Origin of the sequence: Streptomyces sp. NPDC097595 (genome assembly GCF_044761525.1) — a bacterium.
Classification (GTDB): domain Bacteria; phylum Actinomycetota; class Actinomycetes; order Streptomycetales; family Streptomycetaceae; genus Streptomyces; species Streptomyces drozdowiczii_A.
The window spans coordinates 19,345-43,818 of the sequence record NZ_JBIWCN010000002.1 but is presented as its reverse complement, the minus strand read 5'-3'; the positions used below and the strand labels follow the sequence as shown (position 1 = coordinate 43,818).

Annotated in this window: 21 protein-coding genes; 6 read left to right on the top strand and 15 right to left on the bottom strand. The window is 72.8% G+C overall.

Features of this window, described 5'->3' with window-relative positions:
- Positions 1–53: 53 nt before the first annotated feature.
- The 8 genes from fxsT to ACIQZN_RS02805 all read right to left on the bottom strand — a co-directional run bounded on the left by fxsT (position 54) and on the right by ACIQZN_RS02805 (position 13,373).
- The gene (gene fxsT, locus ACIQZN_RS02840) at positions 54–3,041 is read right to left on the bottom strand and encodes an FxSxx-COOH system tetratricopeptide repeat protein (protein WP_403987522.1); all 2,988 of its coding nucleotides are present in this window, start codon (positions 3,039–3,041) and stop codon (positions 54–56) included.
- An 80-nt stretch (positions 3,042–3,121) separates the two neighbouring features.
- Entirely contained in the window at positions 3,122–4,513 is a 1,392-nt protein-coding gene (locus tag ACIQZN_RS02835) for an HEXXH motif domain-containing protein (protein WP_403987519.1), read from the bottom strand.
- The gene (locus ACIQZN_RS02830; RefSeq protein WP_403987516.1) at positions 4,510–5,706 is read right to left on the bottom strand and encodes an FxsB family cyclophane-forming radical SAM/SPASM peptide maturase; all 1,197 of its coding nucleotides are present in this window, start codon (positions 5,704–5,706) and stop codon (positions 4,510–4,512) included. Before ACIQZN_RS02830 ends, ACIQZN_RS02835 begins: the two co-directional genes overlap by 4 nt.
- 162 nt (positions 5,707–5,868) lie before the next feature.
- Positions 5,869–6,057 (bottom strand): FxSxx-COOH cyclophane-containing RiPP peptide, encoded by a 189-nt coding sequence (gene fxsA, locus ACIQZN_RS02825; protein ID WP_403987513.1) that lies wholly within the window; start codon positions 6,055–6,057, stop codon positions 5,869–5,871.
- Between the two features lie 151 nt (positions 6,058–6,208).
- A complete protein-coding gene (locus ACIQZN_RS02820) occupies positions 6,209–9,631 on the bottom strand; it encodes an SAV_2336 N-terminal domain-related protein (RefSeq protein ID WP_403987510.1) in 3,423 nt (1,140 codons plus the stop codon).
- 7 nt (positions 9,632–9,638) lie between these two features.
- Entirely contained in the window at positions 9,639–10,664 is a 1,026-nt protein-coding gene (locus ACIQZN_RS02815; RefSeq protein ID WP_403987507.1) for an AAA family ATPase, read from the bottom strand.
- Positions 10,665–10,794: 130 nt separating this feature from the next.
- Complete coding sequence (locus ACIQZN_RS02810; RefSeq protein ID WP_403987504.1) at positions 10,795–12,861, bottom strand: trypsin-like peptidase domain-containing protein; 2,067 nt, start codon at positions 12,859–12,861, stop codon at positions 10,795–10,797.
- Positions 12,858–13,373 carry a CU044_2847 family protein gene (locus ACIQZN_RS02805; RefSeq protein ID WP_403987501.1) on the bottom strand — a complete coding sequence of 172 codons (516 nt, stop codon included), beginning with the start codon at positions 13,371–13,373 and terminating at the stop codon, positions 12,858–12,860. The genes ACIQZN_RS02810 and ACIQZN_RS02805 overlap by 4 nt, the downstream gene beginning before the upstream one ends.
- A 112-nt stretch (positions 13,374–13,485) precedes the next feature.
- Between ACIQZN_RS02805 and ACIQZN_RS02800 the strand changes: the two genes are divergently transcribed.
- Positions 13,486–13,671 (top strand): DUF6104 family protein, encoded by a 186-nt coding sequence (locus ACIQZN_RS02800; RefSeq protein ID WP_018102711.1) that lies wholly within the window; start codon positions 13,486–13,488, stop codon positions 13,669–13,671.
- Positions 13,672–13,674: 3 nt separating this feature from the next.
- Here the strand turns inward: ACIQZN_RS02800 and ACIQZN_RS02795 are convergent, their stop codons facing one another.
- Complete coding sequence (locus ACIQZN_RS02795) at positions 13,675–14,496, bottom strand: hypothetical protein (RefSeq protein WP_403987498.1); 822 nt, start codon at positions 14,494–14,496, stop codon at positions 13,675–13,677.
- 160 nt (positions 14,497–14,656) lie between these two features.
- Here ACIQZN_RS02795 and ACIQZN_RS02790 point away from each other — a divergent pair, with 160 nt between their 5' ends.
- Positions 14,657–15,514: a DUF4097 family beta strand repeat-containing protein gene (locus tag ACIQZN_RS02790; RefSeq protein ID WP_403987495.1), complete on the top strand. Its 858-nt coding sequence runs from the start codon at positions 14,657–14,659 to the stop codon at positions 15,512–15,514.
- A 1-nt stretch (position 15,515) separates the two neighbouring features.
- Positions 15,516–16,508 (top strand): helix-turn-helix transcriptional regulator, encoded by a 993-nt coding sequence (locus ACIQZN_RS02785; RefSeq protein WP_403987492.1) that lies wholly within the window; start codon positions 15,516–15,518, stop codon positions 16,506–16,508.
- A gap of 96 nt (positions 16,509–16,604) precedes the next feature.
- Here the strand turns inward: ACIQZN_RS02785 and ACIQZN_RS02780 are convergent, their stop codons facing one another.
- The 4 genes from ACIQZN_RS02780 to ACIQZN_RS02765 form a co-directional block, all read right to left on the bottom strand.
- A complete protein-coding gene (locus ACIQZN_RS02780; RefSeq protein WP_403987489.1) occupies positions 16,605–17,183 on the bottom strand; it encodes a Clp protease N-terminal domain-containing protein in 579 nt (192 codons plus the stop codon).
- Positions 17,183–17,392, bottom strand: coding sequence for a helix-turn-helix domain-containing protein (locus ACIQZN_RS02775; RefSeq protein WP_018102716.1), 210 nt, complete (start codon positions 17,390–17,392; stop codon positions 17,183–17,185). The genes ACIQZN_RS02780 and ACIQZN_RS02775 overlap by 1 nt, the downstream gene beginning before the upstream one ends.
- A 31-nt stretch (positions 17,393–17,423) precedes the next feature.
- Positions 17,424–18,395, bottom strand: a complete 972-nt coding sequence (locus ACIQZN_RS02770) for a zinc-binding dehydrogenase (RefSeq protein WP_403987485.1) — start codon at positions 18,393–18,395, stop codon at positions 17,424–17,426.
- Between the two features lie 207 nt (positions 18,396–18,602).
- Positions 18,603–19,814 carry an NADP-dependent malic enzyme gene (locus ACIQZN_RS02765; protein WP_403987482.1) on the bottom strand — a complete coding sequence of 404 codons (1,212 nt, stop codon included), beginning with the start codon at positions 19,812–19,814 and terminating at the stop codon, positions 18,603–18,605.
- A 526-nt stretch (positions 19,815–20,340) separates the two neighbouring features.
- On the opposite strand from ACIQZN_RS02765, the gene ACIQZN_RS02760 reads away from it, so the two are divergent.
- From ACIQZN_RS02760 to ACIQZN_RS02750, 3 genes are read left to right on the top strand one after another with little or no spacing between them, the layout of a single operon-like run.
- Positions 20,341–21,312 carry an ABC transporter substrate-binding protein gene (locus ACIQZN_RS02760; RefSeq protein WP_403987479.1) on the top strand — a complete coding sequence of 324 codons (972 nt, stop codon included), beginning with the start codon at positions 20,341–20,343 and terminating at the stop codon, positions 21,310–21,312.
- 28 nt (positions 21,313–21,340) lie between these two features.
- The gene (locus ACIQZN_RS02755; RefSeq protein WP_403987476.1) at positions 21,341–22,297 is read left to right on the top strand and encodes an amino acid ABC transporter permease; all 957 of its coding nucleotides are present in this window, start codon (positions 21,341–21,343) and stop codon (positions 22,295–22,297) included.
- 5 nt (positions 22,298–22,302) lie between these two features.
- The gene (locus ACIQZN_RS02750) at positions 22,303–23,055 is read left to right on the top strand and encodes an amino acid ABC transporter ATP-binding protein (protein ID WP_403988431.1); all 753 of its coding nucleotides are present in this window, start codon (positions 22,303–22,305) and stop codon (positions 23,053–23,055) included.
- 61 nt (positions 23,056–23,116) lie between these two features.
- Here ACIQZN_RS02750 and ACIQZN_RS02745 read toward each other — a convergent pair whose 3' ends face one another.
- The gene (locus ACIQZN_RS02745) at positions 23,117–23,890 is read right to left on the bottom strand and encodes a hypothetical protein (RefSeq protein ID WP_403987473.1); all 774 of its coding nucleotides are present in this window, start codon (positions 23,888–23,890) and stop codon (positions 23,117–23,119) included.
- On the bottom strand, positions 23,887–24,375 hold the full coding sequence (locus ACIQZN_RS02740; protein ID WP_403987470.1) for a SigE family RNA polymerase sigma factor: 489 nt from the start codon (positions 24,373–24,375) through the stop codon (positions 23,887–23,889). Before ACIQZN_RS02740 ends, ACIQZN_RS02745 begins: the two co-directional genes overlap by 4 nt.
- Positions 24,376–24,474 lie beyond the last annotated feature (99 nt).

Here is a 24,474-nt window from a genome sequence, read left to right as displayed (position 1 = left end):
CCAACTGCCTTGTAGAACAAGGTTACTGATAGGGCATCAACAACGCCATGCCGTCAGATCATCTGGGGCTCGAAGTCCCAGTACGGCCGGTTCCTGGAGCGCGCCGACACGGTGTGCACGTGCTTCATGCCAAGCGTCGCCACCAGGTCGTCCAGCGCCTCCGTCTCGACCTTGTCCGCCCGCTGCCTGTCCCGGATTCCGCGCAGGTCGGCGGCGTGGGCGATGCGGGCGGAAAGCGTCAGGGGGTGGGTGCGTCCCAGGACCTCGATGGCGCGCGTGACCACGGAGTCCGTCAGGGCCACGGCCGCGTCCACGTCACCGATCAGATTGCGGGTGGCCGAGGCGTTGATGGCGCAGCCCAGCGTCCAGGGGTGGTGAGCGCCGACGGCCCGCTCCATGCCGTCGAGCGCTTCCTCCATCAGGTGGTACGCCTGCTGGCGCTCGCCGACGCTGCGGAGGATCAGGGCGTGGTTGCCGCGGGTGCCCGCCACGTACGGATGTTCCTCACCGAGCATGTCCACGTAACCCTGGACGACCTTCTCGCTTATGGCCCTGGCCTGGTCGATGGCGCCGTCTTCACGCGCGAAGAAACTCTGGCTGGTGGCGAACATCATCGTGAGCGGGTCGCTCTCACCCAGAGCGCGCTCACACCGCTCAAGGACGCGGCTGAACAGCTCCGCCGCCTGGGCGCGTTCGCCGTTGCGGTAGTGGCACAGCGCGAGGTTGTGCTCGGCGCGCAGGGTCTGCGGGTTGTCCGGCCCCAGGATTCGCCGGTGGACGTCGGCGCTCTGGTTCTGAAGGGAGAACGCCTCCTTGTAACGACCGAGAAGCCTCAGGTCGGTGGAGTAGTTGATCTCGGAGTAGAGGGTCCACTGGTGGCGCTGACGCAGGAATTGACGACGGGCTTCAAGCGTTCTCCCGTCGAGTTCGAGGCACTCCTTGTACCTGCCCAGCAGCCGCAACGTCACGGCCAGGTTGTTCTGCGCATCGAGGGTGCGCGAATCCTGGTCCCCCAGCAGTTCCTGGTATTCGGCCAGCACCGAGTCCGAGATCGCCAGCGCCTCGTCGTACCGCCCGAGGCCACGCAGGTCGGCGGCCAGTCCGGTGGCGGCTCGCAGGTGTTCGAGGTCATGGGTCCCGCGCTCGGTGCGCAGATGCTCCACCGCCGCGCGTTCGATGGCCTCGGTGGCCGCATAGTCACCGACGGACCTGAGCAGATTGGCGTGGTGGTAGCTGAGCTCCCAGATCCTCGGGTGGTCCTCGCCGAACAGCTCCCGCCAGGCGGCCAGCGCGCGCTCGCCCAGCTTGATGCCGGCCCGGTATTCCCCCGACACATACATGTAGCGCAGGCAGTTGAGGACGAGAGTCTGGACTGCGGGATCGGTGCTCTTCAGTACGTCGGCCCACTTGAGGTGCGGGGTGATCTCGGCGTACGCGGGCCACAGGCGGGTGTCGTTGGGGCGGCCCGGGTCCGCCGCCGCGAGGGCGCGCCGGACGACGTCGATGAACTCCTGGCGGTTCTCCTCCGGCATGTCGTGGCCGACGATCTGGTGGACCATGCGGTGCATGTAGATGGATTCACCGGCGGAGGCCGCGTCGACCCCCGACTCGTGGGATTCCAGCCGGACCACGGAGTACTGACGGAGCTGGTTGATCGCCTTGTTCCACAGCAGGGGGTCGTTCATCAGCCCGGCGACCTGTTCCGGCAGGTCCCCCGGTGGCATGTCCTTCAGAAGCTTTACGGGGATGGAGCCGGGCGCGAAGAAGCTGCACAGGCGCAGCAGGTCGACGGACTCGGGGACGGTGTCCCGGAGCTTGTTCAGCAGTATCGACCAGGCGGTCTGGAAGGCGAGGGGGAAGTCGGCGGAGACCTTGACGACGTCCTGGTCGATGCCGCCTTCGAGGAGTTCGATGTACTCCTCCACGGACAGGTCCGAGTCGTTGAGCCAGCCCGCGGTCTGGTCGAGGAGCAGCGGCAGGTCTTCGAGGGCCTCGGCCAGCTGGTCGGCCTCGGCCGGGGTCAGGCGGGGGGCGCGGCGGCGGATGAAGGCCACGGACTCGTCGCGCCGGTAGACGGGCACCTCGACGAGGTTGCTGTTGTGCTCGCTCCACTCCGGGTTGCGGGAGGTGATGAGCACATGCCCCGGTCCGGTGGGTACCAGGTCCCAGATCTGGTCCGGTTCGTCGGCGCCGTCCAGGATCAGCAGCCAGTGGGAGTGCGGGTCGCCCCGGCGCAGCGAGTCGCGGACGGCGCGGAGCCGCTCGCCGTACTCGGGACCGGTGGACAGGCCCAGTTCCGGGGCGAGTTCGGCGAGCTTCTGGCGGTAGAGGGCGCGCCGGTCGGCCTGCACCCACCACACCACGTCGTACTCGGAGCCGAAGCGGTAGACGTACTCCGCCGCCAGCTGGGTCTTGCCGACGCCGGACATGCCGTGCAGGGTCACGACGCCGGCGCCCGGTCCGGATTCCTGGAGCGCCCGGTAGGCGTCGGAGAGCAGTTGCTCGCGTCCGGTGAAGCGGATGTTGCGGCGCGGCACCCCGCCCCACACCTGCGGGGTGTCGGACGGGAAGCGCGGGCCTGTGGGGGTGCCGTCGGGCAGCGGGTCGGTGGGCAGCCCCAGCCGGACGAGGAGCCGTCGCTCCGCCTCCTCGGCGCCGACGTTGGTGAGGTCGGCGGCACCCAGTGCGGAGGTGGCTCCGGGCAGGGCGGACGTGGTGACGCATACAGCCGCGAACCGGTCTGGATCGGGGGCGACTTCGGAGCGCAGGGCCCGGTTCCACTCCTCGTGGCTGCGGGGGCCGAGCTGGAAGTACCAGTCGCTGAGGATCACCAGGACGCGGCCGCGTGCGAGCGTCAGGTCCCGCAGCGACTCCTCCAGCGGGATCGAGACCGGCGGGTCCCACCGCTGCTGGACGACCTCCACACCACGCCGCTCCAGACGGTCCGCGATCCACGCCGCCCAGGCGCGGTTGAAACCGGCGAAACTGATCGTGACGGTGTTCGCCCCGGTTACTCCAACTGGCTTACGCGTTCCGGGCATTCAACCGTCTCCCTGCCTCGATACGAGCCTTCTCAACATACCCCGGAGCATGGTCGCTCCGACTGGAATCCGGGCGATGTTCACTGCCTTCGCGAGCCGTTCCTCTGCTGCCATATCACTTTGGCGGTGGTCACATACGCCTCCGCGCGGGCGACGTGCCCCGAGGGAGGCGGCGAATCCTCCAGACGGTGGTAGACCGAGATCATCTCGTTGACGACCGTCCGCCCTTCGGGCGTGAGCGCAGCCGAGCCGGCCAGTACCGGCAGTACGGCCCCGACCTGCTGCCGGCAGCGCGCGTGCTCGGCCCAGGCCAGATCCCGGTGCGTCACGCGCCCGGCCCACAGCGCGAACCGCTGCCAGTAGTCGGCGAGCGCGAGGTGCGAATAGGCGCCCTGGAGCAGCCCGTCGAAGGGCCGGGGGTCGGGGCGCCAGGGCGCGAAGTGCCGGGGTGCCGCGTCCTCGTGGTGCAGCGGGACGAGGGCGCAGAGGGCGGCGAGCTTGGTGTGCTGGAGCTCGTGCACGAGGGTGGAGGCGAAGTACGCGGCGGTGGCGGGTTTGCTGCTGAGGACCGCGCCGAACGCCTCACGCCGGGTGCCGCTGCAATGCGCCGCGCTGCGGCCGGTGGGCCCCGAGCCGGGCGGCGGCCCGAGCGGGACCATGCAGCGCAGCAGGACGGACGCCTCGGTGAGCCGGTGCTCGCCGCCCAGGCGCAGCAGCGGCTCGACCCCGGACCAGGACTCGACCCACGCCTTGCGCTCCCAGTCGTCGATCTGGGCGGCGTCCCCAAGGCCGTGGGTCTCGGCTCCGCCGCCCCGCGTCCGGTACGGGTCGAGGTCGTCCAGCACCACGGGTTCCGCCCCCGGCACCACGGCGGGCAGCATGACCAGGGGCACCCAGCGCGGGTCCGCCGAGCTCGTGGCCCCGTCCCGCTGGACCCGGACGGTGAAGGGCGCGCCGTCGGCCGGCCGTACCGACAGCTCCCCTTCGCGGCCGTGGAGTTCGACCGGTCCGGTGTCCGCGCGCACGGCTCCCAGCGTGGGCAGCGACAGGCGTCCGCCCCGGGGACCGATCCGCACCCGGAACCCGACCCCCGCCCGCACGCCCGCCACGGCCGCCAGGGCCGTCAGGTGGGCCAGGTCGGCCAGCAGGTCCGGCCCGCCCGGCGCCCCCGAGGTGAGCCCGCCCAGCAGCCGCCCGGCCCACGGCCCCACCAACGGGTGGAACAGAACGCTTCGCACCGCCCCCCGGTCCGCGTGTTCGGCGGCTTCGAGGAGGGCCCAGTCCTCCCGGAGCCGGTCCAGCAGCGGTGGCGGGCAGACGGTGGCCGGGGCGGCCTCCGCCGCGTCGAGCACCGCGCGCAGGAGGACGAGGCGGCGGGTGTCCTGGTCGCGGACGAGCAGGCCCAGCGACGCGGCGTCGCCCTCGGTGCGGCCGAGTGCGCGCAGGACGTGGTCGGGGACGGCAGAACTCATGGGGGGTCTCCAGCGGTTGCTTCGGCGAGCCGGTCCGCGAGGTGGCGGATCAGCCGTTCGAGGTCGGCGCAGTAGACGGAGGGGTTCCGGAAGCCGTTGTCTGCGCGGTAGCGGTGTGCGTAGTGGCCGCCCCCGCACACGGTCAGCAGCGGGCAGGCGCGGCAGGCGTCGGCGAGCGCGCCGGCCCCCGCCTGGCGGGCGGCCACGCCCGGGTGGCGCAGCGCCTCGTCGAAGGTGTGGTGGAAGACGTCGAGGCCGGTGGCGGCCGCGCCGTCGTACGCGGACTTGAGCGAGTCGACCTGCTCGATGGAGCCGTCCGTCTCGACCACGACCGCGTCGAGCGGGTCCAGACCGAGGGATTCGGTCGCGGCGGGCAGCCCGAGGAGCAGCGCGAAGCACTCCTCGAACAGCCGGATCCGGGTCTCCCGCCGGGGCGCCCCCCACCAGCGGTCGAAGACCGTGCACAGCCAGTCGCCGTACGGGGTGGGGCGCCCCGGGCCGGGAGCGGCGGAAAGGCCGGGCGGCGGGCTGGACCAGTTGCCGTGCGGGAGCAGGAGGTCCAGGGCCGGAGGGCGCAGGGCGAGCAGTGACTCGTACATCTCCACCGGGTCGGTGCGCGGGTCCACGACGGTGAGGATGCCCGCGTACGCCTCGGGGTGGCGGTCGGCGAGGAGCCGGGCGCCCCGCGATGCGGCGGGCCAGGAGGGGCGGCCCGCGTGGTCGGTGCGCAGGGTGTTGTGCGCGGCGAGCCCGCCGTCGAGGCTGATGCCGACGCGGATGCCGTGCCGGGCGAGCGTGTCGATGCCGGCGTCCGTGAGCAGCGTGGCGTTGGTCTGCACGGTGGTGCGTACGGAGCACCCGGCCGGCACCCGTTCGCGCACCGCGTCGGCGAGCGCCGCCAGCCTGCCCGGTCCGGCGAGCAGGGGTTCGCCGCCGTGCAGGACGAGGGCGACGCTCTCCAGCCCGTGGGCCGCGGCGTGCTCGGCGATGCGGGCGGCGGTGCGGTCGAGGACGGCGGGCGACGCGGCGGACGGGCGGTCGCGCCAGGTGCGGTCGGGGCCCTCGTACAGGTAGCAGTAGCGGCAGGCCAGGTTGCAGCGGCCGTGCACCTTCACGATGAACTGCCCGAAGGGCACGGGCTCGGCGCCCGGGGCGCCCGTGTGCCGCCCCCGCGGTGTCGTCCGTCCAGCCACTCACGCACCCCCGTGCTGTACGCCGGCCGGGGCGTCCCCGTACCGGCCCGGGGCGAGTGTTCCCGGTGAGGGACAGGGCCAGGCAGCACCCGGGCGATGATGTCTCAATCGGGTGCACCACGGGCCGGAATCGAGCGCCGGCCCCACCGGCACGGCCATGGCTCAGAACGCGTTGGTGAACCCCCAGAGCATCTCCTTCGGCTGCTCCGCCCGCCCGCGCAGATCCGCCACCACCTCGGACAGCACCGGGTGGTCCATCGTGCGCAGGGCCGCCAGGTCCAGGCCCAGCAGGTCCGGCAGTTCTCCCGCGCCGGCCGTGCCCGTTCCCTCGTACCGTGTCGACTCGCTCATCACGCCTCCCCGTACCGCAGCACCGGGCCGGCCGGTGACCCGCTCGCCCTTGAGCATGTCCCGCCGGTCCCGCATCCCTGACCTGCCCTGTCGTCCTCTGCCTTGCGTGTGCGCCGGGGCCCGGGCGCGCTCGCCGTCGAGCGCGCCGCTCTCACCGCTCCAGCTCCGCCAGCCGCTCGGCGGTCGCCTCACCCGCCGCGCCGCCGTTGTCCGGCAGTTTGCGCCACTCCTGGCGGGCCGCCCGGTACGCGTCGCGCGCGGCCCGGGGGCGGCCTGCCCTCTCGTACGTCATACCCCGCCAGTGGTTGGCTGTAGCGGCCAACTCCACTGCTTCCTGGAGATGTTGTGGACTTTCCTGCTCCGTTTGCGCCTCGCCGGCCGCGTCGGCGGCCGACCGGAACGCCTCCGCCGCCTCGTCGCGGCGGGCCGGGCGGTCGAGGATGCCGGCCGCCTGGAGGAGGGCCCGGCCCAGCTCCAGCCAGCAGCGGGCGGCGGTGAGCGGGGCGGTTGCCTCCTCGGCCGCCAGCTTGAAGAGGTACTCGGCCTCCCGCAGGTCGACCCGGTCCGCCGTGGCGCGGTGGCGCAGCATCAGGGCGCGGCCCAGCATCAGCAGGCGCTCGGACTGCTGGGCGCCGCCGGCCGGCATCTCGGAGCGGCAGTCGCGCAGCACCCGGACCGCCGCACCGATGTGGGCGCGGCCGTCCGGGAGTTCGGCGCGGCGCAGCAGGGTGGCGCCCCATTCGGCGAGCAGGTCGGTGTGGGCGCGGGAGTCGCGGGGGATGCCCCGGGCCGCGCGGGCGAACCACTCGGTGGCGGCGACGAGTTCTGCGGGGTCGCCGGTGTGTTCGTAGCGGGCGACCCGGACGCGTCCGGCCCGGGTCTGGAGCTGGGCGCGCTGGCGCTGGTCGCGTACGGTCTCCAGCGACTGGGCGGTGAGAGTGGCGGCCTCCTCCGGCTCGGCGCCCGAGGCGAGCAGCGCGTCGACCAGGTCCAGGACGATGCGGACCTCGGTGCCCATGGTCTGCCCGGCGCTCTGGGCGAACGCCGTGCGCAGCGACCGGGCCGACTGGCGGGCGTACTCGCGGGACTGTTCGCCGTCCTGGGTGGCGCGGGCCAGCTTCAGGAGGGTGCGGCCGTGCTGGAGGGGCAGGACGGCGGGGCGGTTCTCCTGGTCGGGCCAGGCGTCGGCGAAGGCCTCCAGCATCCCGCAGGCGCTCTGGAGCAGCGCGGTGTCGCCGTCGAGCCGCCACTGCGCCTCCAGGGCCCGGACCCGTTCCAGGGTGAGGCGCAGTGCCTCGCCGGGCTCCAGGCCGGGGCTGGCGCAGGCCGCGGTGTACTCGCGGTCGGCGCGCCGCAGGAGCTCCAGCGCGCCGCGCCGGTCGCCGCGCCTGCGCCGGTCGTCGGCGGCCGCGTGGAGGACCTTGGCGAGCACCGCGCGCTCCCGTACGGCGCCGGGGCGGGCGGCGGCCCGTTCGGCAGCGCGTTCGGCCTCTTCGAGGAGGTCGGCGCCGCCCTGGACCTCCCACAGGCGCAGCACGCAGCGCGCGTACTCCGCCCAGAGCTCGGTGTCGTCGGCGGGGGCCGGGCCGTGCTCGGCGGCGCCCCTGAGCAGCTGGACGGCGTCGATCAGGCGCTGCACCATCTTGTCGGTCTCGAAGTGGCGCACGAGTTCCCGCGCGCGGCGCACGGCGAGGCCGGCGGCCTGGGGGTTGCCGGGAGTCTTGGGCTCCCGGGTGACGAATCGTGGCGGTACGGGCATGAATCGCTCCAGTACGCGGGCTGCGACTTCGGCAAAGGCGTGGGGGACGCGCGGACCCCCGGGTCTCTCGTTCCCCCCGTTCCCGTCGTTCTCCTCACTGTCGTCGGCGTCCTCCGTGTCCCCGCCGGCGGCCCGGGACGCGGGGTCCGTGCCGGGGAGGGGCCAGGGGGTGCCGTGCGCGGCGTCGCGGGTGGTGCCGTCGCCGAGCTGGGCGTAGGCCAGGGCCGGGAAGTTGGGCCCGCCCTTGCCGAACCGCTGCTCTATGTATTGCGAACAGTGCTTGAGTACGAGCAGGGCCTCGTCGCGGCCGAGGGGCCCGAGCAGTGCTTCCTGGACGTCGGGCTCGAAGACGTACCACTGTCCGCGTCCGGTGCCGCCCTCCTGCCGCTTGAGGAGTCCGCTCAGCAGGACCTCGGCGAGTTCGGAGGGTCCGGAGTGGGGCAGCATCGTGCGCTGGACGAGCTGCATGACGGGGAGGTAGAGGGGGGCCGCGGCGAGGTAGACGGCGAGCTGTCCGGCCGCCGGGGAGGCCGTCGAGCGGAACCGGCTGACCAGTTGCAGCGAGGACAGCGTGTCGCCCGGACGGCGGGCCGGGGCCGCCGGCTGGTCGGCCCGGACCCATCCGACCGCGCCCGGCACCGAGGCCGCGCCGGTGCCGGAGAGCAGCCGGGCCCAGGCGGCGAGCGCGTCCGCGACCGGCGGCAGCACGGGGACGGCGAGGGCGCCGGGGTGGGCGGGGCCCGTTCCGGCGTCGCCGGTGACCTTGAGGAGGGTGGCCCCGGCCGGGCCCTCGCCCCGGGTGAGCGAGCCGAAGGTGACCGGCAGCCGGGTCCGGTTCCACATGCGCTGCGGCAGCGGCTGGAGCACGGCGACGGGGGCGATCCTGGCGAGCTGGTGCAGCAGCCGGTGGGCGTGCCCGGTGCGCCAGAGGGGGCCCGCGCAGTCGCTGACCACGACGGTCACCCGGCGGCCGGTGGGGTCGCTGAGCCGGTCCGCCGAGTGCAGCGGGGCTGCGGTGGGGTCGGGGCTGCGGCTGACCGTGCAGCCGCCGTCGGGACCGGGGTGCAGGTAGCGCATCTGCACGTCCCGGAACGCGCCGATCCGGGCGAAGATCTGCTGGAGCTCCTCGAACAGCCGGTCCCAGACCAGCATCGACGAGGAGGCGTCCAGCACGCACTGCACGACGGCGTCGCCGCGCCGGACCCCCCGGAAGACGGGCATGACCATGCCCCCGGCACGGGCGCTGCGTTCGGCGGTCGCCGTCTCGTCCAGGACCCGGCGCAGCGGCGCGGAGGCGGGGCGGTAGCGCTGCAACGGGCGCAGTGCGCGGGTCAGTTCGAGGGGGGCGGGCAGCACGGGCGCGGCGGGCACGCCGAGGGGCAGCACGGTGGCGTGGGCGTCCGCGCCGGGCCGGATGTCCGCCGGGTCCGGTGCGGCGTCCGGGTCGCCGGGCCGTGTGCGGCCGGGGACGGGGTGCAGGGAGATCCGCTCGCCGTCGCCCGGTGCGGGCGTCTCCTCGCGCCGGGCGTCCCGGTCCTCGTCCGGGGTGCGGACGTCCGGGGTCGCGGTGCGGCGGGGGTCGGGGCGCTCCTCGGAGGGGCGGTGGCCGGGGCGGTGCGCGGGGTCCGGGGCGCCTTCGTCCTCGGGCGCGGGCGTGCTCCGGGTCCACCGGGCCAGCCAGAGGGCGTCGCAGAGCTGTTCGACGTCCGGGTCGAGCCCGGCGCCGCGCAGCCGCGCGACCAGTTCGGGCAGTAGGCCGCCGTCGTGGGGTTCCGGGGCACCGCCGCCGTCGGTCCTGTCCGCCGCACCGGACATCAGAGCCTCACCTCGGCCGGTCGAGTCGCTGGATGAGCAGGTCGGCGAGCCGGTCGCGGCCCGCCGGTGACGCGGCGTGCGTGAGGTATATGGCGTTCAGCAGCTGGTCGGTGGCGAGGAGTTCGGTGCGGGACCGTTCCAGGAAGTGGGCGATCAGGTCGTCGCTGGCTCGGGCGGCCTCCTCGCCGAGGTGGGCCTTGACGAAGGAGGCGAGGCGCTTGTGGTCGGGGCGGCCGAGTTCCAGGTGGATGCAGCGGCGCATCAGCGGGGCCGGGAAGTCCCGTTCGCCGTTGCTGGTGAGCACGACGAAGGGGAAGGCCCGGCACTGCACCCGGCCGCCCTTGATGCGGACCTTGTTGCCGTCGTGGTCGAGCACGTCCGCCTCGCCGTCGGGCAGCCGGTCGGCGATCCGCTCCAGTTCGGGGATGGCGAACTCGCCCTCCTCCAGGACGTTCAGCAGGTCGTTGGGCAGGTCGATGTCGCTCTTGTCCAACTCGTCGATGAGCAGGACGCGCGGCCGGTCCGAGGGCAGCAGCGCGGTGCCGAGCGGCCCCAGCCGGATGTAACTGCCCACGCTCTGTGCCGCGTCGGCCCCGGCGGCGCCGCCGGCCGCCGCGTGCGAGGCGATCTGGACGTCCTGGAGCCTGGCGATGGCGTCGTAGTGGTAGAGGCCGTCCTGGAGGGTGGTGCGGCTGACCACGGGCCAGCGCAGCACCTTGCCGAGTTCGAGCTCCCGCGCCACGGAGTGGGCCAGGGTGCTCTTGCCGGCGCCCGGGTCCCCGGTGACGAGCAGGGGGCGCCGCAGGTACAGCGCGGCGTTGATCATCTCCAGTTCCTCGGCGCCGGGCCGGTGCTCCTCGGCGACGCGCCCGGGGATGCCGAGCCTGCGGTCGGCGGACTCGCCGCCGTCCGCCCCGGCGGGCCCGCGGCCTCCGGCGAAGTCGCGCCAGGGCGGCGGGGGCGGCAGCTGGGGCACCTCGTCGTGCGGTTCGCCGATGCCCCGGTAGATGAGCCACTCGCTCGGTTCACTCATAGCGTGTCCCTCGTTGTCACCCGTCCGCCAGGGGCGGCCTGCGTCGGACGTGCCCTACCGTATCGATCCGGTCCAACACCCGTAAGAGGAAGGCCAGTTCGCTTACACGACTGACGCTTTGCGTGGTCGCTCACGGCGCCTCCAGGAAGTCGGAACCCGGCAGCGGACGGTGTGGATCGTCGTAGTAGAGGGCGGCGCCGGCGGACCAGTACGTCTCCGTCCGCCCCGCGCTCACCCCGCGTCTCAGTTCGTGGATCTTCCACGGCAGCCGGTCGTGGGTGCGGGTGTCCGACACCGCCTCGGCCACGCGCCGGTGGAACTCCTTGCAGACCGTGTCGCCCTCCGCCGTGCGCCGCTGGAGCAGCGCCACGCCGAAGCCGCTGTCGAGCAGCCGCAGCACCCCGGCCGTCACGTCGGGGTCCGGCAGGCTTCCGTAGCGGCACAGGACCGGCACGGTCCCGTGGGCCAGGGTGCGCAGCCGCGCCGACTCCGGTACACATACCCGCAATTCGTCCTCACAGTCGACCACCTCGGCCCGGATCGCGGCCGCGAGACCCGCGTCCCACCGGGCGGGCCGCTCCTCGGCCGCCCCCTGGTACGGGCTGCGCAGCACCACCGGTCGTACGGCTCCGAGCCGCATCCCGGACGGCGGCAGCACCCAGTCGTCCACCGGGAGGCCGAAGAGCGCGGGCGCGACGACGACCTGGAGCATGGCGGGGCTGTCCGGTTCGTCGCACCGGCGGAACGCCTCGGTCAGCGCGGCGGCGAGCCGGTCCGGCACGGTGCCGAGCGGGACGCCGCGGCTGTCCTCGTCCACGGGCTCCGCCTCCCCGGCCCGGCGGTCCACGGCGACCCGCCAGTCGTACTGGTCGCGGGCCCAGCCCTGGAGGTCCACGTGGAGCACGACGCAGTCGCGTTCGCCGTAGAGGACGGGTTCGCCCGCCGGGGCGCGGGCGGCCCGCTGGCGGTTCTGTTCCAGGCGGAGCCGGATCGCGGCCCACTCCATATCGAGCTGCCGGCGCAGGTCGCGGGGGAGTTCGGTGTCGGCGATGCGCTTGACCCAGCCCCAGAGCGCCTTGGCGTTGCGCACGGAGAGCTGGCCGCAGGGGCGGTCGGCCGCGAGGACGCCCATGCAGTAGCGGACGATCAGTTCGAACCGGGCCTCGCGGTCGCGGGCGCGGGCGTCGTAGAGCGCGCCGAGCCCGTCGCGCCAGCCGCGCGGGGCCGGGCGGTGATCGCGGGCGTACACCCCCGGCAGCCGGTCGAGCAGGGTCAGCAGCGAACGGGTGCTGGCCGGGGGCGACAGCTCGGCGAGCCGGCCGAGGAGTTCGGCGCGCAGCTTGGGGCCGAGGATGCCGCCGGGCGGGTCGGGCAGCTCGCTCTGCGCGTCGGTCCAGGTCCGCTCGGCGCCGGCGGAGCTGGTGTGCCGGTCGGCGTGGTAGCGGTCGTGGGCGTGGAAGACGGACTGGTATATGTCGTCGGTCTCGGTCTCGACGGGACCGGCCGGCACCTCCAGGGTGCGCAGCCGCTCGACACCGACGGCGGTGCCGCCCTGGTGGCCGTTGATCTGCGACTTGATGACGCCGACGACCTCGCCCCGGGCCAGGTCGACCAGCGGGCCGCCGGACATGCCGAGCTCCACCCAGTCGCCGTCGATCCTGACGACCTGTTCGGCCTCGCCCGATCCCCCGTACGAGCCCTTGACGACGCAGACACCGCTGCGGTTCCGGAGTCCGCCGCCCTGGACGGGCGCCCAGCCCACACAGCGGACCTCGCGGCTGCGGAGCATCGCCTCGGACCGCTCGGTGACGTACACGCAGGGGTGCTCGACGGGGCGCTGGAGCTGGATGAGCGCGAGGTCGGGGGCGGGCCAGCCGCCCGGGCCGGGGGGCCGGGTGCCGGGCAGGGCGGCGACGACCCGGCCCGGCACCTCGGTCAGTTCCGCGCTGTAGCGGTCCTCCTTGAACCACACGCCCACCATGCCCCCCTCCCCCCGCATCGCCACGTGCGCACACGTGAGGACCCAGCTGGGTGCGACGAAGAATCCGCTGCCCAGGAAGTCCCCTTCCGGCTCGTCCTGGGCATACCCGGACGGCGGGCGATGGATGCGTACGGTGGCGTCCTGGACGAGGTCCATGAGGGCGGCCTGAGCGGGGCCGAGGGCCCCCTCTGCGCCCCCCTGTTCCCCGAAGGTCATGCCCCGCCGCCGTCGGTGTCGTCCGCACCGCCGGGGTGTGCCGGTGCGCCGGGGGGTGCCCCGGCGGGCGGGAAGCCGGGAGGTGCGCCGGCGCCCGGCGGCGGGGCCGTCTGCGCCGGTACGGGGGCGGGCGGGGGCGCGTCGATGGGCGGCCCGCCGCCGTTCCAGGTCAGCGTCACCGTGATGGCGCCCTTGGCCTCGCCGTCCGCGAGCAGCCCGACGATCTTCCCGGCCTTGGCGGTGAGCTCGATGCCGAACTCGACGCTGACCTCGTCCGGCCGCACCGCCCGCAACGGCACGGCCAGCGAGCGCGCGACCCCGGTCACCACGGAGTGCAGACTCTCGACCCGGGCCTGCACCTGGTCCGCGAAGTCCCCGAACCCGGTGTCCGTATAGGTCGGCCCCCCGCCGGGCGCCGGCCCGGTCAGCTCCTCGGCCCCGGAGATCCTGGCCCAGACCGGCGTACCGTCCGGCAGCTCAATGCGCGTAATACGGGACCCACTGTCACCCATGACACCCCCCGCTCGCCAACTACCCGCACATTAACGGCCGTAGTCGGCGGATGCGGGGTGGATCGACGAGGAGGCGGCCTGAGGTGCGTGAAGGCGCCTCTAGACTTGAACCATGTACTTCACCGACCGCGGTATCGAGGAGCTGGAGAAGCGGCGAGGCGAGGAGGAGGTCACTTTCGAGTGGCTCGCCGAGCAGCTTCGTACGTTCGTCGATCTCAACCCCGACTTCGAGGTGCCGGTCGAGCGCCTCGCGACCTGGCTGGCCCGTCTGGACGACGACGAGGACGAGGACGAGTAGGGGTCACTCCCCGCCGGGGCGGCCCTCGCGTACGCGGTCGTACGCGAGTCCCAGCGCCCCGTGCGCCATCAGCAACACCCCTGCGAAGGCCCAGCCGCCGCTGCGCCGGGCCGCTCCCCACAGGGCGAGCGGCAGTCCGGCCGCGAGCTGGGCCCCCGCCAGCGCCCGCGCACGCGGGCCCCGCACCCACGGTCCGAGCCGGCTGCTCTCCACCGCGCCCAGGTCGACCCGGACCGCGTCGCGCCAGCCGGGCCACTCGACGCGTTCGGCGTTCTCCCAGTCCTCGCCCGCGTCGAGCCCGGCCGGGAGCGCGAGGCCGGTGCGGGTGAGCACGGCGAGCAGCCCGCGCAGCCGGGCCCGGGCGTCGGCGTCCGGGTCGGGGCGGGTGAGCGCTTCGAGCGACTGCACGTCCAGTACGGGGTCGAGCCCGAGCCGGTCGGCGAACGTACGCATGGCCTCGTCCTCACCGGCGGGTGTGCCGTCCGCGAGCCAGACGTAGCCCACGGGGCGGCGGAAGCCCGAGGCCAGCGTGTATCCGGCCCGGTCGCCGTCCCACCACAGCGCGAGCACCGGCCAGGTGGAGCCGACGGCGAGCGCGGTGGCCCAGCCGCCCAGCACCCGGTCGACGGGTTCGGCCCGCTCCCCCTCCCCGGCCCTGGCCCGGCGGCCGCCCTGCCAGGGCTCCCCCTCCGGTACGAGAACGCTCCAGCCCGGTCCGGCCGGTGCGAGCAGCAGCGGTTCGCGCAGCAGCTGCGCGACCGGGCGCACGGCGTCCGGCACGGTCCGGCACAGCAGCAGGGCACCCACGGGGGAGGTCGCGTCCATGCCTCACACCGTAGGACATCTTGCCCCTGCTTGTGGGGTTTTGTGCACCCCGTCCATCCGTACTCCAGTCCCTTTTCTTGACTTCCCGAAGCCGCGATATATCGTGTTCTTCAAGAGACGCGATATGTTGCGTCACCAGTGCTACCGGGAGGTCAGATCCATGCCTGTCTCGACGTGGGCCGTCGCCGAGCCTCGGAAACTGGCCTTCGAGGAGCCCGTGACCGCGCTGAAGGTGCGCGTCGTCAACGGCACGGTCAACGTGGTCGGCACCGACGAGCCGACCGCGCGCCTGGAGGTCTCCGCCATCGAGGGCCCGCCGCTGGTCGTGACGCAGGAGGACGGCGTCCTGACCGTGGCGTACGAGGACCTGGCCTGGCAGAACCTGCTGAAGTGGTTCGACCGCAAGGAGTGGCGCCGCACCGCGGTCGTCTCGCTCGCCGTCCCGGCCGGCGCCTCGGTGGAGGTCGGCGTGGTCGGCGCCGGGGCCTTCGTCTCCGGCGTCCGGGGCCGTACGGAGGTCCGCGGCGTCACCGGTGACACCACGCTCGTCAAGCTCTCCGGGCCGGTCGGCGCGGAGACCGTGTCGGGCAGCATCGAGGCCCAGTCCGTCACCGGCGACCTGCGCTTCAAGTCGGTCTCCGGCGAGCTGACGGTCGTCGAGGGCGCGGGCGCCTCCGTGAAGGCGGAGTCCGTCAGCGGCGGCATGGTGCTCGACCTGGACCCGACCGGGAAGCCCACGGACATCCGGCTGACCACGGTCTCCGGCGAGATCGCCATCCGGCTGCCGCACCCCGCCGACGCCCGGGTGGAGGCGAACACCGCGAGCGGTTCCGTCTCCAACGGCTTCGAGGACCTGCGGGTCAGCGGCCAGTGGGGCGCGAAGAAGATCACCGGCACCCTGGGCTCCGGCACCGGCACCCTGAGGGCGACGACCGTATCGGGGTCGATCGCGCTCCTGCGCCGCCCGCCGGCCGACGAGGAACCGTACGAGGCCGAGCCGACCGGAAAGGTGCTCTGACATGCCCCCCGTATTCGCCCACGGCCGCCTGCGGCTGTACCTCCTCAAGCTGCTGGACGAGGCGCCCCGGCACGGCTACGAGGTGATCCGCCTGCTGGAGGAGCGCTTCCAGGGTCTGTACGCCCCCTCGGCCGGCACGGTCTACCCCCGGCTGGCCAAGCTGGAGGCCGAGGGCCTCGTCACGCACGCCACGGAGGGCGGCCGCAAGGTCTACTCGATCACCGACGCCGGCCGCGCCGAACTCGCCGACCGCACCGGCGAGCTGGCCGATCTGGAACTGGAGATCCGCGAGTCCGTCTCCGAGCTGGCCGCCGAGATGCGCGACGACGTGCGCGGGGCCGCGGGCAAGCTGCGCAGCGAGATGCGGGCGGCGGCCGACGAGTCGCGCCACACGCCGGGCGCCGCACCGGGCACAGCTTCGGGCGGCGCTTCGGGCGGCAGGGAGCCGTTCGGCGGGCTCGGTGACTTCGGTGACCACGAGACGTGGCGTAACGCCAAGGACGAGCTGCGCAAGGCCAAGCAGGAGTGGAAGGAGCAGGCCCGCCGCGCGAAGGACGAGTCCCGGCGCGCCCGCCAGGACGCCCAGCAGGCCCGCCGCCAGGCGAAGGAGGCCCAGGACCGGGCGCGCGAGCAGATGCAGCAGGCCGCCCGCCAGGTCCAGGAGCACTTCGCCCGGGGCGACTGGCCGGCCGGGGTCCGCGAGGGCCTGGCCGAGATCACCGGCCGGCTGGGCGGCTTCGCCGGTACGGGGAGCTGGGGGCCGTACGTCAAGCCGGACGCCGCCGGGACCGCCCCCGAGTGGGGCCAGGACGCGGGCGGCACGGGCGACCCGGCCCGCGATCTGGACCGGCTGCTCGACCGCTTCCGCGACGAGATCCGCGATGCGGCGCGGGACCACGGGGTGACGGAGGCCCAGCTCGCGGAGGTCCGCCGCCACTTGGGGACGGCGGCGGCGCATGTGGGCGCGGTGCTGCGGGGGGACGGGGAGAAGTAGGTGCGGGGGCCGGTCGCCCGGCCCCCGCACCCGTCTGCCCGTCGCTCTCCCCGGTCAGCCGGCCTCGCCCCCGCCGGGGCGCCCGTGCCCCTCGGGTCAGCCCGCCTTGCGGTGGCCGTCCGCGCCGCCGGCCCCGTCGCCGTACAGCGCGCGTTCGGCCGAGGCGTACGTCGCCCCGTGGTCGGCGAGCACGTCGGCGACCGGGCCGGGGGTCGCGGTGAGGGCCAGCAGGAGGTGTTCCCCGCCGATGAACCGGTCGCCGCGCCCGAGGGCCACGCGCAGCGACTTCTCCAGGATCTTCTTGGCCTCCCGGGAGAAGGCCGGGCGGCCCGCCCGGCGCCGGCGACCGCCGTCGACCCGTAGGGCCCCCTCGCCGTGCGCCTCCTCGATGCGCGAGACGACGGCGCCCAGGTCGATGCCGATGTCCGCGAGGGCGTCGGCGTCGGCCCTGCTCATGCCGCCGCGCCTGCGGGCCTCGGCGAGCGCGGCGTCCACGGACTCCCTGCGGTCCACGAGGCCCAGCGCGGTGAGCGCGAACGCGGCCCGGCCGCCTTCCTGGTCGAGGAGGGCGAGCAGCAGATGTTCTCCGGTGACCGTGGCGGCTCCGGTCCGCCCGGCGTGTTCCACGGCGCCGCTCACCGTGGCGCGGGCGTCCTTGGTGAATCGCTCGAACATCAATGCCTCCCGTACTTCTTGTGCACGGCCTGCCTGCTGACGCCCAGTTCGGCCGCGATCTCCTGCCACGACCAGCCCTTGGCGCGGGCGCTTCTGACTTGTACGGCTTCCAGTTGCTCCAGCAGCCGCCGCAGCGCGGCGACCGACCGCAGCCCCACCCGGGGGTCGCGGTCGCCCGCCCGCTCGGCGAGATCCGTTGCTTCGGTCATGATGTCAACTTACGTTGACATCACAGCCTTGTCAACCGCTGTTGACAGTGAGCACGATCTTCCCGAACTGGTCGCCCGCCGCGAGGCGTTCGAAGCCCTCCCGGGCACGGTCCAGGGGCAGCACCTCGTCGATCACGGGACGCACGCCGGTGGTGGCGCAGAAGGCGAGCAGGTCCTCCAGCTCGTCCTTGGAGCCCATGGTCGAGCCGACGACCTTCAGCTCCAGGAAGAAGATCCGGGTCAGCTCGGCGTGCGAGGGGCGGTCGCCGCTGGTGGCGCCGGAGATGACCAGGGTGCCGCCGGGGCGCAGCGACTTGACGGAGTGGGACCAGGTGGCGGCGCCGACCGTCTCGATGACGGCGTCCACCCGGTGCGGCAGCCGGGCGCCCGCCTCGAACGCCTCGACGGCGCCCAGCTCGACGGCCCGCCTGCGCTTGGCCTCGTCGCGGCTGGTGGCGTAGACCCGCAGCCCGGCCGCCCGGCCGAGCACGATCGCGGCGGTCGCGACCCCGCCGCCGGCGCCCTGCACGAGCACGGAGTCCCCGGGGCGCACCCCGGCGTTGGTGAACAGCATCCGGTACGCGGTGAGCCAGGCGGTCGGCAGGCAGGCGGCCTGCTCGAAGCTCAGCTCCTTGGGCTTCGGCAGCACGTTGTACGTGGGAACGGTGACCCGCTCCGCGAACGTGCCCTGGTAGCGCTCGGTGAGGATGGACCGGGGCTCGTCGGGCCCGACCCCGTGCCCGGTCTGGCCGATGACGGAGTGCAGGACGACCTCGTTGCCGTCCTGGTCGATCCCGGCGGCGTCGCACCCGAGGATCATCGGCAGCTTGTCCTCGGCGAGGCCGACGCCGCGCAGGGACCAGAGGTCGTGGTGGTTGAGGGAGGCGGCCCGGACGTCGACGGTGGTCCATCCCGGCCGGTCCTGCGGGGCCGGGCGGTCGCCCAGCTCCAGACCGTTGAGGGGGTGGGCGGGGTCCAGGGTGGCTGCGTAGGCGGCGAACATGCCGCCGACGATAGGCGTCACCGTACCGACACGTAACCGCCTGCGACTGTGACCCGCACCGCGCGTCGGGGGCGCCTGCGGCGGGCCCGCTCCTCCCCGGCCCCCGCGCCTCAAACGCCGGCGAGGCTGGAAGTGGCCGCGCGGCCACAATCAAGCCCCTCCGGCGATTGAGGAGCGGGGGTACGGGGGCAGCGCCCCCGTACCGCCTCAGCGCCGGGCCACGCCCTCCGCACGCGCCGCCGCCGCCACCGCGGCCGTCACCGCCGGGGCCACCCGCTCGTCGAACGGCGACGGGATCACGTAATCCGCCGCCAGCTCATCGCCGACCACGTCGGCCAACGCGTTGGCCGCAGCGATCTTCATGCCCTCCGTGATCCGGGACGCCCGCACCTGCAACGCCCCCGCGAAGATCCCCGGGAACGCCAGCACGTTGTTGATCTGGTTCGGGTAGTCCGACCGCCCCGTCGCGACGACGGCCGCGTACTTGTGGGCGATGTCCGGGTGGACCTCCGGGTTGGGGTTGGCCATCGCGAAGACGAAGGCCCCCGGCGCCATCGAGGCGACCGCCGCCTCCGGCACCGTACCGCCGGAAACGCCGATGAAGACGTCGGCGCCGGCGAGCGCCACCTCCAGGGGGCCGGAGATGCCCGCCCGGTTGGTGAGCTCCGCCAGCTCCCGCTTGACGTCGGTCAGGTCCTCGCGGTCCCGGCTCACGATGCCCTTGCGGTCCGCGACGGCCACATCGCCGAGCCCCGCCTCCAGCAGGAACTTCGCGATGGCCACGCCCGCCGCACCCGCGCCGGAGATCACCGCGCGCAGGTCGCCCAGGCTGCGCCCGGACAGCTTCGCGGCGTTGCGCAGAGCGGCCAGCGTGACGACGGCCGTGCCGTGCTGGTCGTCGTGGAAGACCGGAATGTCCAGCCGCTCCTGGAGCTTGCGCTCGATCTCGAAGCAGCGCGGCGCCGAGATGTCCTCCAGGTTCACCCCACCGAAGGAGGGCGCGAGCCGGACGACCGTCTCCACGATCTCGTCCGCGTCGGTGGTCGCGAGCGCGATCGGCACCGCGTCCACCCCGCCGAACTGCTTGAAGAGGATGGCCTTGCCCTCCATCACGGGGAGGGACGCCTCGGGACCGATGTCGCCGAGGCCGAGCACCGCCGTGCCGTCCGTGACGACGGCGACGACCTGCGACTTCCAGGTGTAGTCGTGGACGAGCTCCGGCTGCTCCGCGATCGCGCTGCACACCTTCGCCACGCCCGGCGTGTACGCGAGGGACAGGTCGTCCCGGTCCCGGATCGGGACGGTGGACTGCACGGCCATCTTCCCGCCCCGGTGGAGCGCGAAGGCCGGATCGAACGGCTCGTCGGTGGTGCTGTCGGTACTGCTGTCGCTGCGAGGATTGACGATCTCCGCTGCCATGGTGTTGACCCCTTAAGTCTTCATCGTTTGAGGGTGGCCACTCCTGGTTGAGGAGGGGTGGGCGGACCCGCGTACGTGCCCTGCGCCTGGCGGTTGGCCCGCCCCGGCAGGGGGAGGTACGTACGCGCGGGCGCGCCGCACACGCGCCCTGAGCCCCGGATGAGGGGTGTAAAGGTCTTTCTTACCGGACGGACCTGGTCACGGACGAGTCCATATGCGCTCCGTGACATGACTCATAGTGGGCTGCCATTTCAACAGGTCAGCCTTGTGCCGGAGCTGAGTCCGGCACGCGAGACGCGCCGCAGATCCTCCGGTCATGAGAAGCAAACCCCATAAAAGGTCCGGCCTTGGTGTACCGGCCTCAAGAGGTTCGGGGATCACCCGTTACCCGATTTTGACATGCCGGGCCCCCTGTTCGGGCTAATCCACATGGCAACATGCCGTAATCACACAAGGCGGCGATACCCGATGCCGTGTTTCATTACCGCCCTGGCGAACCACCCCCACCTGCCGGAGGAACCCGAACATGACCGCACGCTTCACCCGTCGTACGGCCGCGACCACCCGCATCGCCGCGGTCGGCGCCCTCGCGGTCGCGGGCACCATGCTGCTGACCGCCTGTGGTGACCAGACGAAGAACAACGACGGCGACGGATCGACCAAGGCGAGCACCGGCGCCTCCGCCGGCACGGCCTCCCCCGCCGACCTGCTCCCCGCGGACATCAAGTCCAAGGGCGTCATCCGCGTCGGCTCCGACATCGCCTACCCGCCGGTCGAGTTCAAGGACAAGTCCGGCACCACCGCGGGCATCGACCCCGACCTCGGCGACGCGCTCGGCAAGGTGCTGGGTGTCGAGTTCAAGTTCGAGAACGGCACGTTCGACACCCTGGTCACCGGCCTGCGCGCCAAGCGGTACGACGTCGCGATGTCGGCGATGACGGACAGCAAGGAGCGCCAGGAGGGCATCGACCCCGAGACGAAGAAGAAGGTCGGCGAGGGCGTCGACTTCGTCGACTACTTCACCGCCGGTGTCTCGATCTACACCAAGAAGGGCGACGACCAGGGCATCAAGACCTGGTCCGACCTCTGCGGCAAGAAGATCGCGGTCCAGCGCAACACCGTCTCGCACGACCTGGCCAAGGACGAGTCGAAGAAGTGCGCCGGCGGCAAGAAGATCGCCATCGAGGCGTACGACACGGACCTGGAGGCCCAGACCCGTATCCGCTCGGGCGGCGCCGACGCCGGCTCCTCCGACTTCCCGGTCGCCGCGTACGCGGTGAAGACCTCGGGCGGCGGCAAGGACTTCCAGATCGTCGGCGACCAGGTCGAGGCGGCCCCGTACGGCATCGCGATCGCCAAGGGCAACGACAAGCTCACCCAGGCCATCAAGGCGGCCATGGACGAGATCATCAAGAGCGGCGAGTACGACAAGATCATCGCCAAGTGGGGCGTCGAGGCCGGTGCGGTCACCGAGGCCAAGGTGAACGGCGGGTCCTGACCCGATCCGGCACTGAAAGGCATCAGCCGTGACTGACATCAAGAAGACGGGACCGGCCGACGAGCCGCCCGCATCCTCCGCCACGGCGGCGGCACCCGCACCGGAGGCCATCCGGGCCATCCCGGTCCGGCACTACGGCCGGTACGTCTCGGCGCTGGTCGCCATCGCCCTGCTCGCCTCCATCGTCTACGCCTTCAGCCAGGGCAAGATCAACTGGGGCGCGATCCCGGACTACTTCTTCGACGACCGCATCATCGACGGCGTGGGCCAGACCCTGCTGCTCACCGCCCTGTCGATGCTGATCGGTGTGGTCGGCGGCGTCCTGCTCGCCGTGATGCGGCTGTCGAAGAACCCGGTGACCTCGTCCATCGCGTGGTTCTACATCTGGTTCTTCCGGGGCACGCCCGTCCTGGTGCAGCTGTTCGTGTGGTTCAACCTGGGTCTGGTCTTCGAGTACATCAACCTCGGGCCGATCTACAAGGACTACTGGTCCAGCTTCATGACGCCGCTGCTCACGGCGCTGCTCGGGCTCGGCCTCAACGAGGCCGCGTACATGGCGGAGATCTGCCGGGCCGGTCTGCTCTCGGTGGACGAGGGCCAGACCGAGGCGTCGCACGCGCTGGGCATGAGCCACGCCAAGACCCTCCGGCGCGTCGTGATCCCGCAGGCCATGCGGGTGATCGTGCCGCCCACGGGCAACGAGGTCATCAACATGCTGAAGACGACCTCACTCGTGGCGGCGGTGCAGTTCTACGAACTCTTCAAGAACGCCCAGGACATCGGGAGCGGTTCCGGGTCGCCGGTGGAGATGTACTTCCTCGCCGCCGCCTGGTATCTGATCATGACCTCGGTGCTGAGCGTCGGGCAGTACTACCTGGAGCGGTACTACGCGCGGGGATCGAGTCGCAGCCTGCCGCCGACCCCGTTCCAGAAGCTGAGGGCCACCGTGCTCTCGGTGGGCCGCCCGAAGGGAGGCATCGCATGACCGCGATGGTGAAGGCCGAGGGCGTCCACAAGTCCTTCGGCGCCGCGCACATCCTCAAGGGCATCGACCTGGAGGTCGCCCCGCAGGAGGTCTTCTGCCTGATCGGCCCGTCCGGTTCCGGCAAGTCGACGTTCCTGCGGTGCATCAACCACCTGGAGCAGATCAGCGCCGGACGGCTGTACGTCGACGGCGAGCTGGTCGGCTACCGCCAGAAGGGCGACAAGCTCTACGAGCTCAAGGACAGCGAAGTCGCCCTGAAGCGCCGGGACATCGGCATGGTCTTCCAGCGCTTCAACCTGTTCCCGCACATGACGGCGCTGGAGAACGTCATGGAGGCGCCCGTCCAGGTGCGCCGCGAGGCCAAGGCGGTCGCCCGGGCCCGTGCCGAGCGGCTGCTCGACCGGGTCGGCCTCCGCGGCAAGGCCGGGAACTACCCCTCGCAGCTCTCCGGCGGGCAGCAGCAGCGGGTGGCCATCGCCCGGGCGCTGGCCATGGAGCCGAAGCTGATGCTCTTCGACGAGCCCACCTCGGCGCTCGACCCCGAGCTCGTCGGTGATGTGCTCGACGTGATGCGGGGCCTCGCCGAGGACGGCATGACGATGATCGTCGTCACGCACGAGATGGGCTTCGCCCGCGAGGTCGGCGACGCGCTGGTCTTCATGGACGACGGCGTGGTGGTCGAGTCGGGCCACCCGCGCGACGTCCTGGGCAATCCGCAGCACGACCGGACGAAGTCGTTCCTGTCGAAGGTGCTCTAGGCGGTACGGAAGAAGGGCGGTACGGACCCCGGGGTCCGTACCGCCCTTCTTCCGTACGGGGTCACCGCTTCGGCAGCAGCTCCGGACGCAACACCAGTTCGCGCAGCTGCGCGCGGGTGAGCGGCGGGGACTTCAGCAGCGGTCCCTGGACGACATCGGCCTCGAAGCCGGTGCTGTCGCGTACGCCCACCAGCGAACCGTCCGCCAGGGTGAGCCGGGCTGCCAGCTCCGGCCCCCACTGCGGGGTGCCGTCGCCGTAGTTCATCTCGTCGCTCCAGATGGTGAGCACCCGCCCGCCGGACAGCTCCTCGCGCACGCAGTTGTCGGGGGCCGGCTCGCCGTTCGTCGGCTTGCACAGGTTCACGACGGGCGACCCGCCACCGAGCTTCTTCGCCACGGCCTTCGCGTCCATGACGTCGATGGTCAGGTAGCCGACGCCGCCGTCCCGGCGGACCGCGTACTGCCCGTCCAGCGGCCCGGTCCTGGGGGGCTCGGGCGGCAGGGGCGAGGCGTGCTTGATGATGTCGGCGAACGACACCTCCTCGACCGTGCCGACCCCCTCCGGCAGCAGCGCGGCCAGCCGGGCGTCCCGCTCGGTGGCGGCGGGCGCCTTGGCCGACGAGGCCACGGACGAGGTCTGCGGGGTGGCCGGGGAGGAGGTGAGCTGGGGTACGAGGAACGCCCCCGCCGCCACCGCGCACACCGCCGTCGCCGACACCGCGGCCCGCCGCTGCCTCCGGACCCGCCCGGCCTTCGCGTACACCGCCTCGGTGCTGATGACGGGCCGTCCGGCGTCATCGGCGGCCCTCCCCAGCAGCTCACGCACGTCGTTCATACCAATACCTCCGCCATCTCGGCGCGCAGCGCCGCCAACCCCCGAGCCGTGTGGCTCTTGACCGTGTTCTCCCGCATCCCGAGCGTCGCGGCCGTGGCCTCGACGCTCAGGTCCTCCCAGTAGCGCAGCACCAGGACCGCCCGCTGCCTGGGCGTGAGCCGGGCGAGAGCCGCCCGTACCGCCAGGCCGGTGTCGGTGTCGGGTGCCTCGACGGCCCGCTCGGGCAGCTCCCCGTACGCCTGCTCGCGGCGCCAGAACCGGCGGCGGCTCGCGATGAAGGTGTTGACCAGGGTCTTGCGTGCGTACGCCTCGATGTTGTCGAGCCGCCCGTGCCGCCGGCCGCCCAGCACCACCTTGACCAGGGTCGTCTGGACCAGGTCCTCGGCCTCGTGGCGGTCGCCGCAGAGCAGGAACGCGCTGCGGAACAGGGCGGTGCGCCTGCCCTCCACGAAGGCGTGCAGCGCGGCGTGGTCATCGCTCCGCATCCGGTTGTCCTTCCCCCGGCCCGCGGGTGCGGACCGTCTCACCCTTCCAGTGCGCCGGCAGGCACGGCGGGTTGCGGCGTGTACGGAGGTATTTTCGGG

Bases quoted from the DNA above. Each gene is read 5' to 3' on its own strand.
- fxsT (WP_403987522.1), bottom strand. From the start codon at position 3,041: ATGCCCGGAACGCGTAAGCCAGTTGGAGTAACCGGGGCGAACACCGTC.
- ACIQZN_RS02835 (WP_403987519.1), bottom strand. From the start codon at position 4,513: ATGAGTTCTGCCGTCCCCGACCACGTCCTGCGCGCACTCGGCCGCACC.
- fxsA (WP_403987513.1), bottom strand. From the start codon at position 6,057: ATGAGCGAGTCGACACGGTACGAGGGAACGGGCACGGCCGGCGCGGGA.
- ACIQZN_RS02820 (WP_403987510.1), bottom strand. From the start codon at position 9,631: ATGTCCGGTGCGGCGGACAGGACCGACGGCGGCGGTGCCCCGGAACCC.
- ACIQZN_RS02815 (WP_403987507.1), bottom strand. From the start codon at position 10,664: ATGAGTGAACCGAGCGAGTGGCTCATCTACCGGGGCATCGGCGAACCG.
- ACIQZN_RS02810 (WP_403987504.1), bottom strand. From the start codon at position 12,861: ATGACCTTCGGGGAACAGGGGGGCGCAGAGGGGGCCCTCGGCCCCGCT.
- ACIQZN_RS02805 (WP_403987501.1), bottom strand. From the start codon at position 13,373: ATGGGTGACAGTGGGTCCCGTATTACGCGCATTGAGCTGCCGGACGGT.
- ACIQZN_RS02800 (WP_018102711.1), top strand. From the start codon at position 13,486: ATGTACTTCACCGACCGCGGTATCGAGGAGCTGGAGAAGCGGCGAGGC.
- ACIQZN_RS02795 (WP_403987498.1), bottom strand. From the start codon at position 14,496: ATGGACGCGACCTCCCCCGTGGGTGCCCTGCTGCTGTGCCGGACCGTG.
- ACIQZN_RS02790 (WP_403987495.1), top strand. From the start codon at position 14,657: ATGCCTGTCTCGACGTGGGCCGTCGCCGAGCCTCGGAAACTGGCCTTC.
- ACIQZN_RS02785 (WP_403987492.1), top strand. From the start codon at position 15,516: ATGCCCCCCGTATTCGCCCACGGCCGCCTGCGGCTGTACCTCCTCAAG.
- ACIQZN_RS02780 (WP_403987489.1), bottom strand. From the start codon at position 17,183: ATGTTCGAGCGATTCACCAAGGACGCCCGCGCCACGGTGAGCGGCGCC.
- ACIQZN_RS02775 (WP_018102716.1), bottom strand. From the start codon at position 17,392: ATGACCGAAGCAACGGATCTCGCCGAGCGGGCGGGCGACCGCGACCCC.
- ACIQZN_RS02770 (WP_403987485.1), bottom strand. From the start codon at position 18,395: ATGTTCGCCGCCTACGCAGCCACCCTGGACCCCGCCCACCCCCTCAAC.
- ACIQZN_RS02765 (WP_403987482.1), bottom strand. From the start codon at position 19,814: ATGGCAGCGGAGATCGTCAATCCTCGCAGCGACAGCAGTACCGACAGC.
- ACIQZN_RS02760 (WP_403987479.1), top strand. From the start codon at position 20,341: ATGACCGCACGCTTCACCCGTCGTACGGCCGCGACCACCCGCATCGCC.
- ACIQZN_RS02750 (WP_403988431.1), top strand. From the start codon at position 22,303: ATGGTGAAGGCCGAGGGCGTCCACAAGTCCTTCGGCGCCGCGCACATC.
- ACIQZN_RS02745 (WP_403987473.1), bottom strand. From the start codon at position 23,890: ATGAACGACGTGCGTGAGCTGCTGGGGAGGGCCGCCGATGACGCCGGA.
- ACIQZN_RS02740 (WP_403987470.1), bottom strand. From the start codon at position 24,375: ATGCGGAGCGATGACCACGCCGCGCTGCACGCCTTCGTGGAGGGCAGG.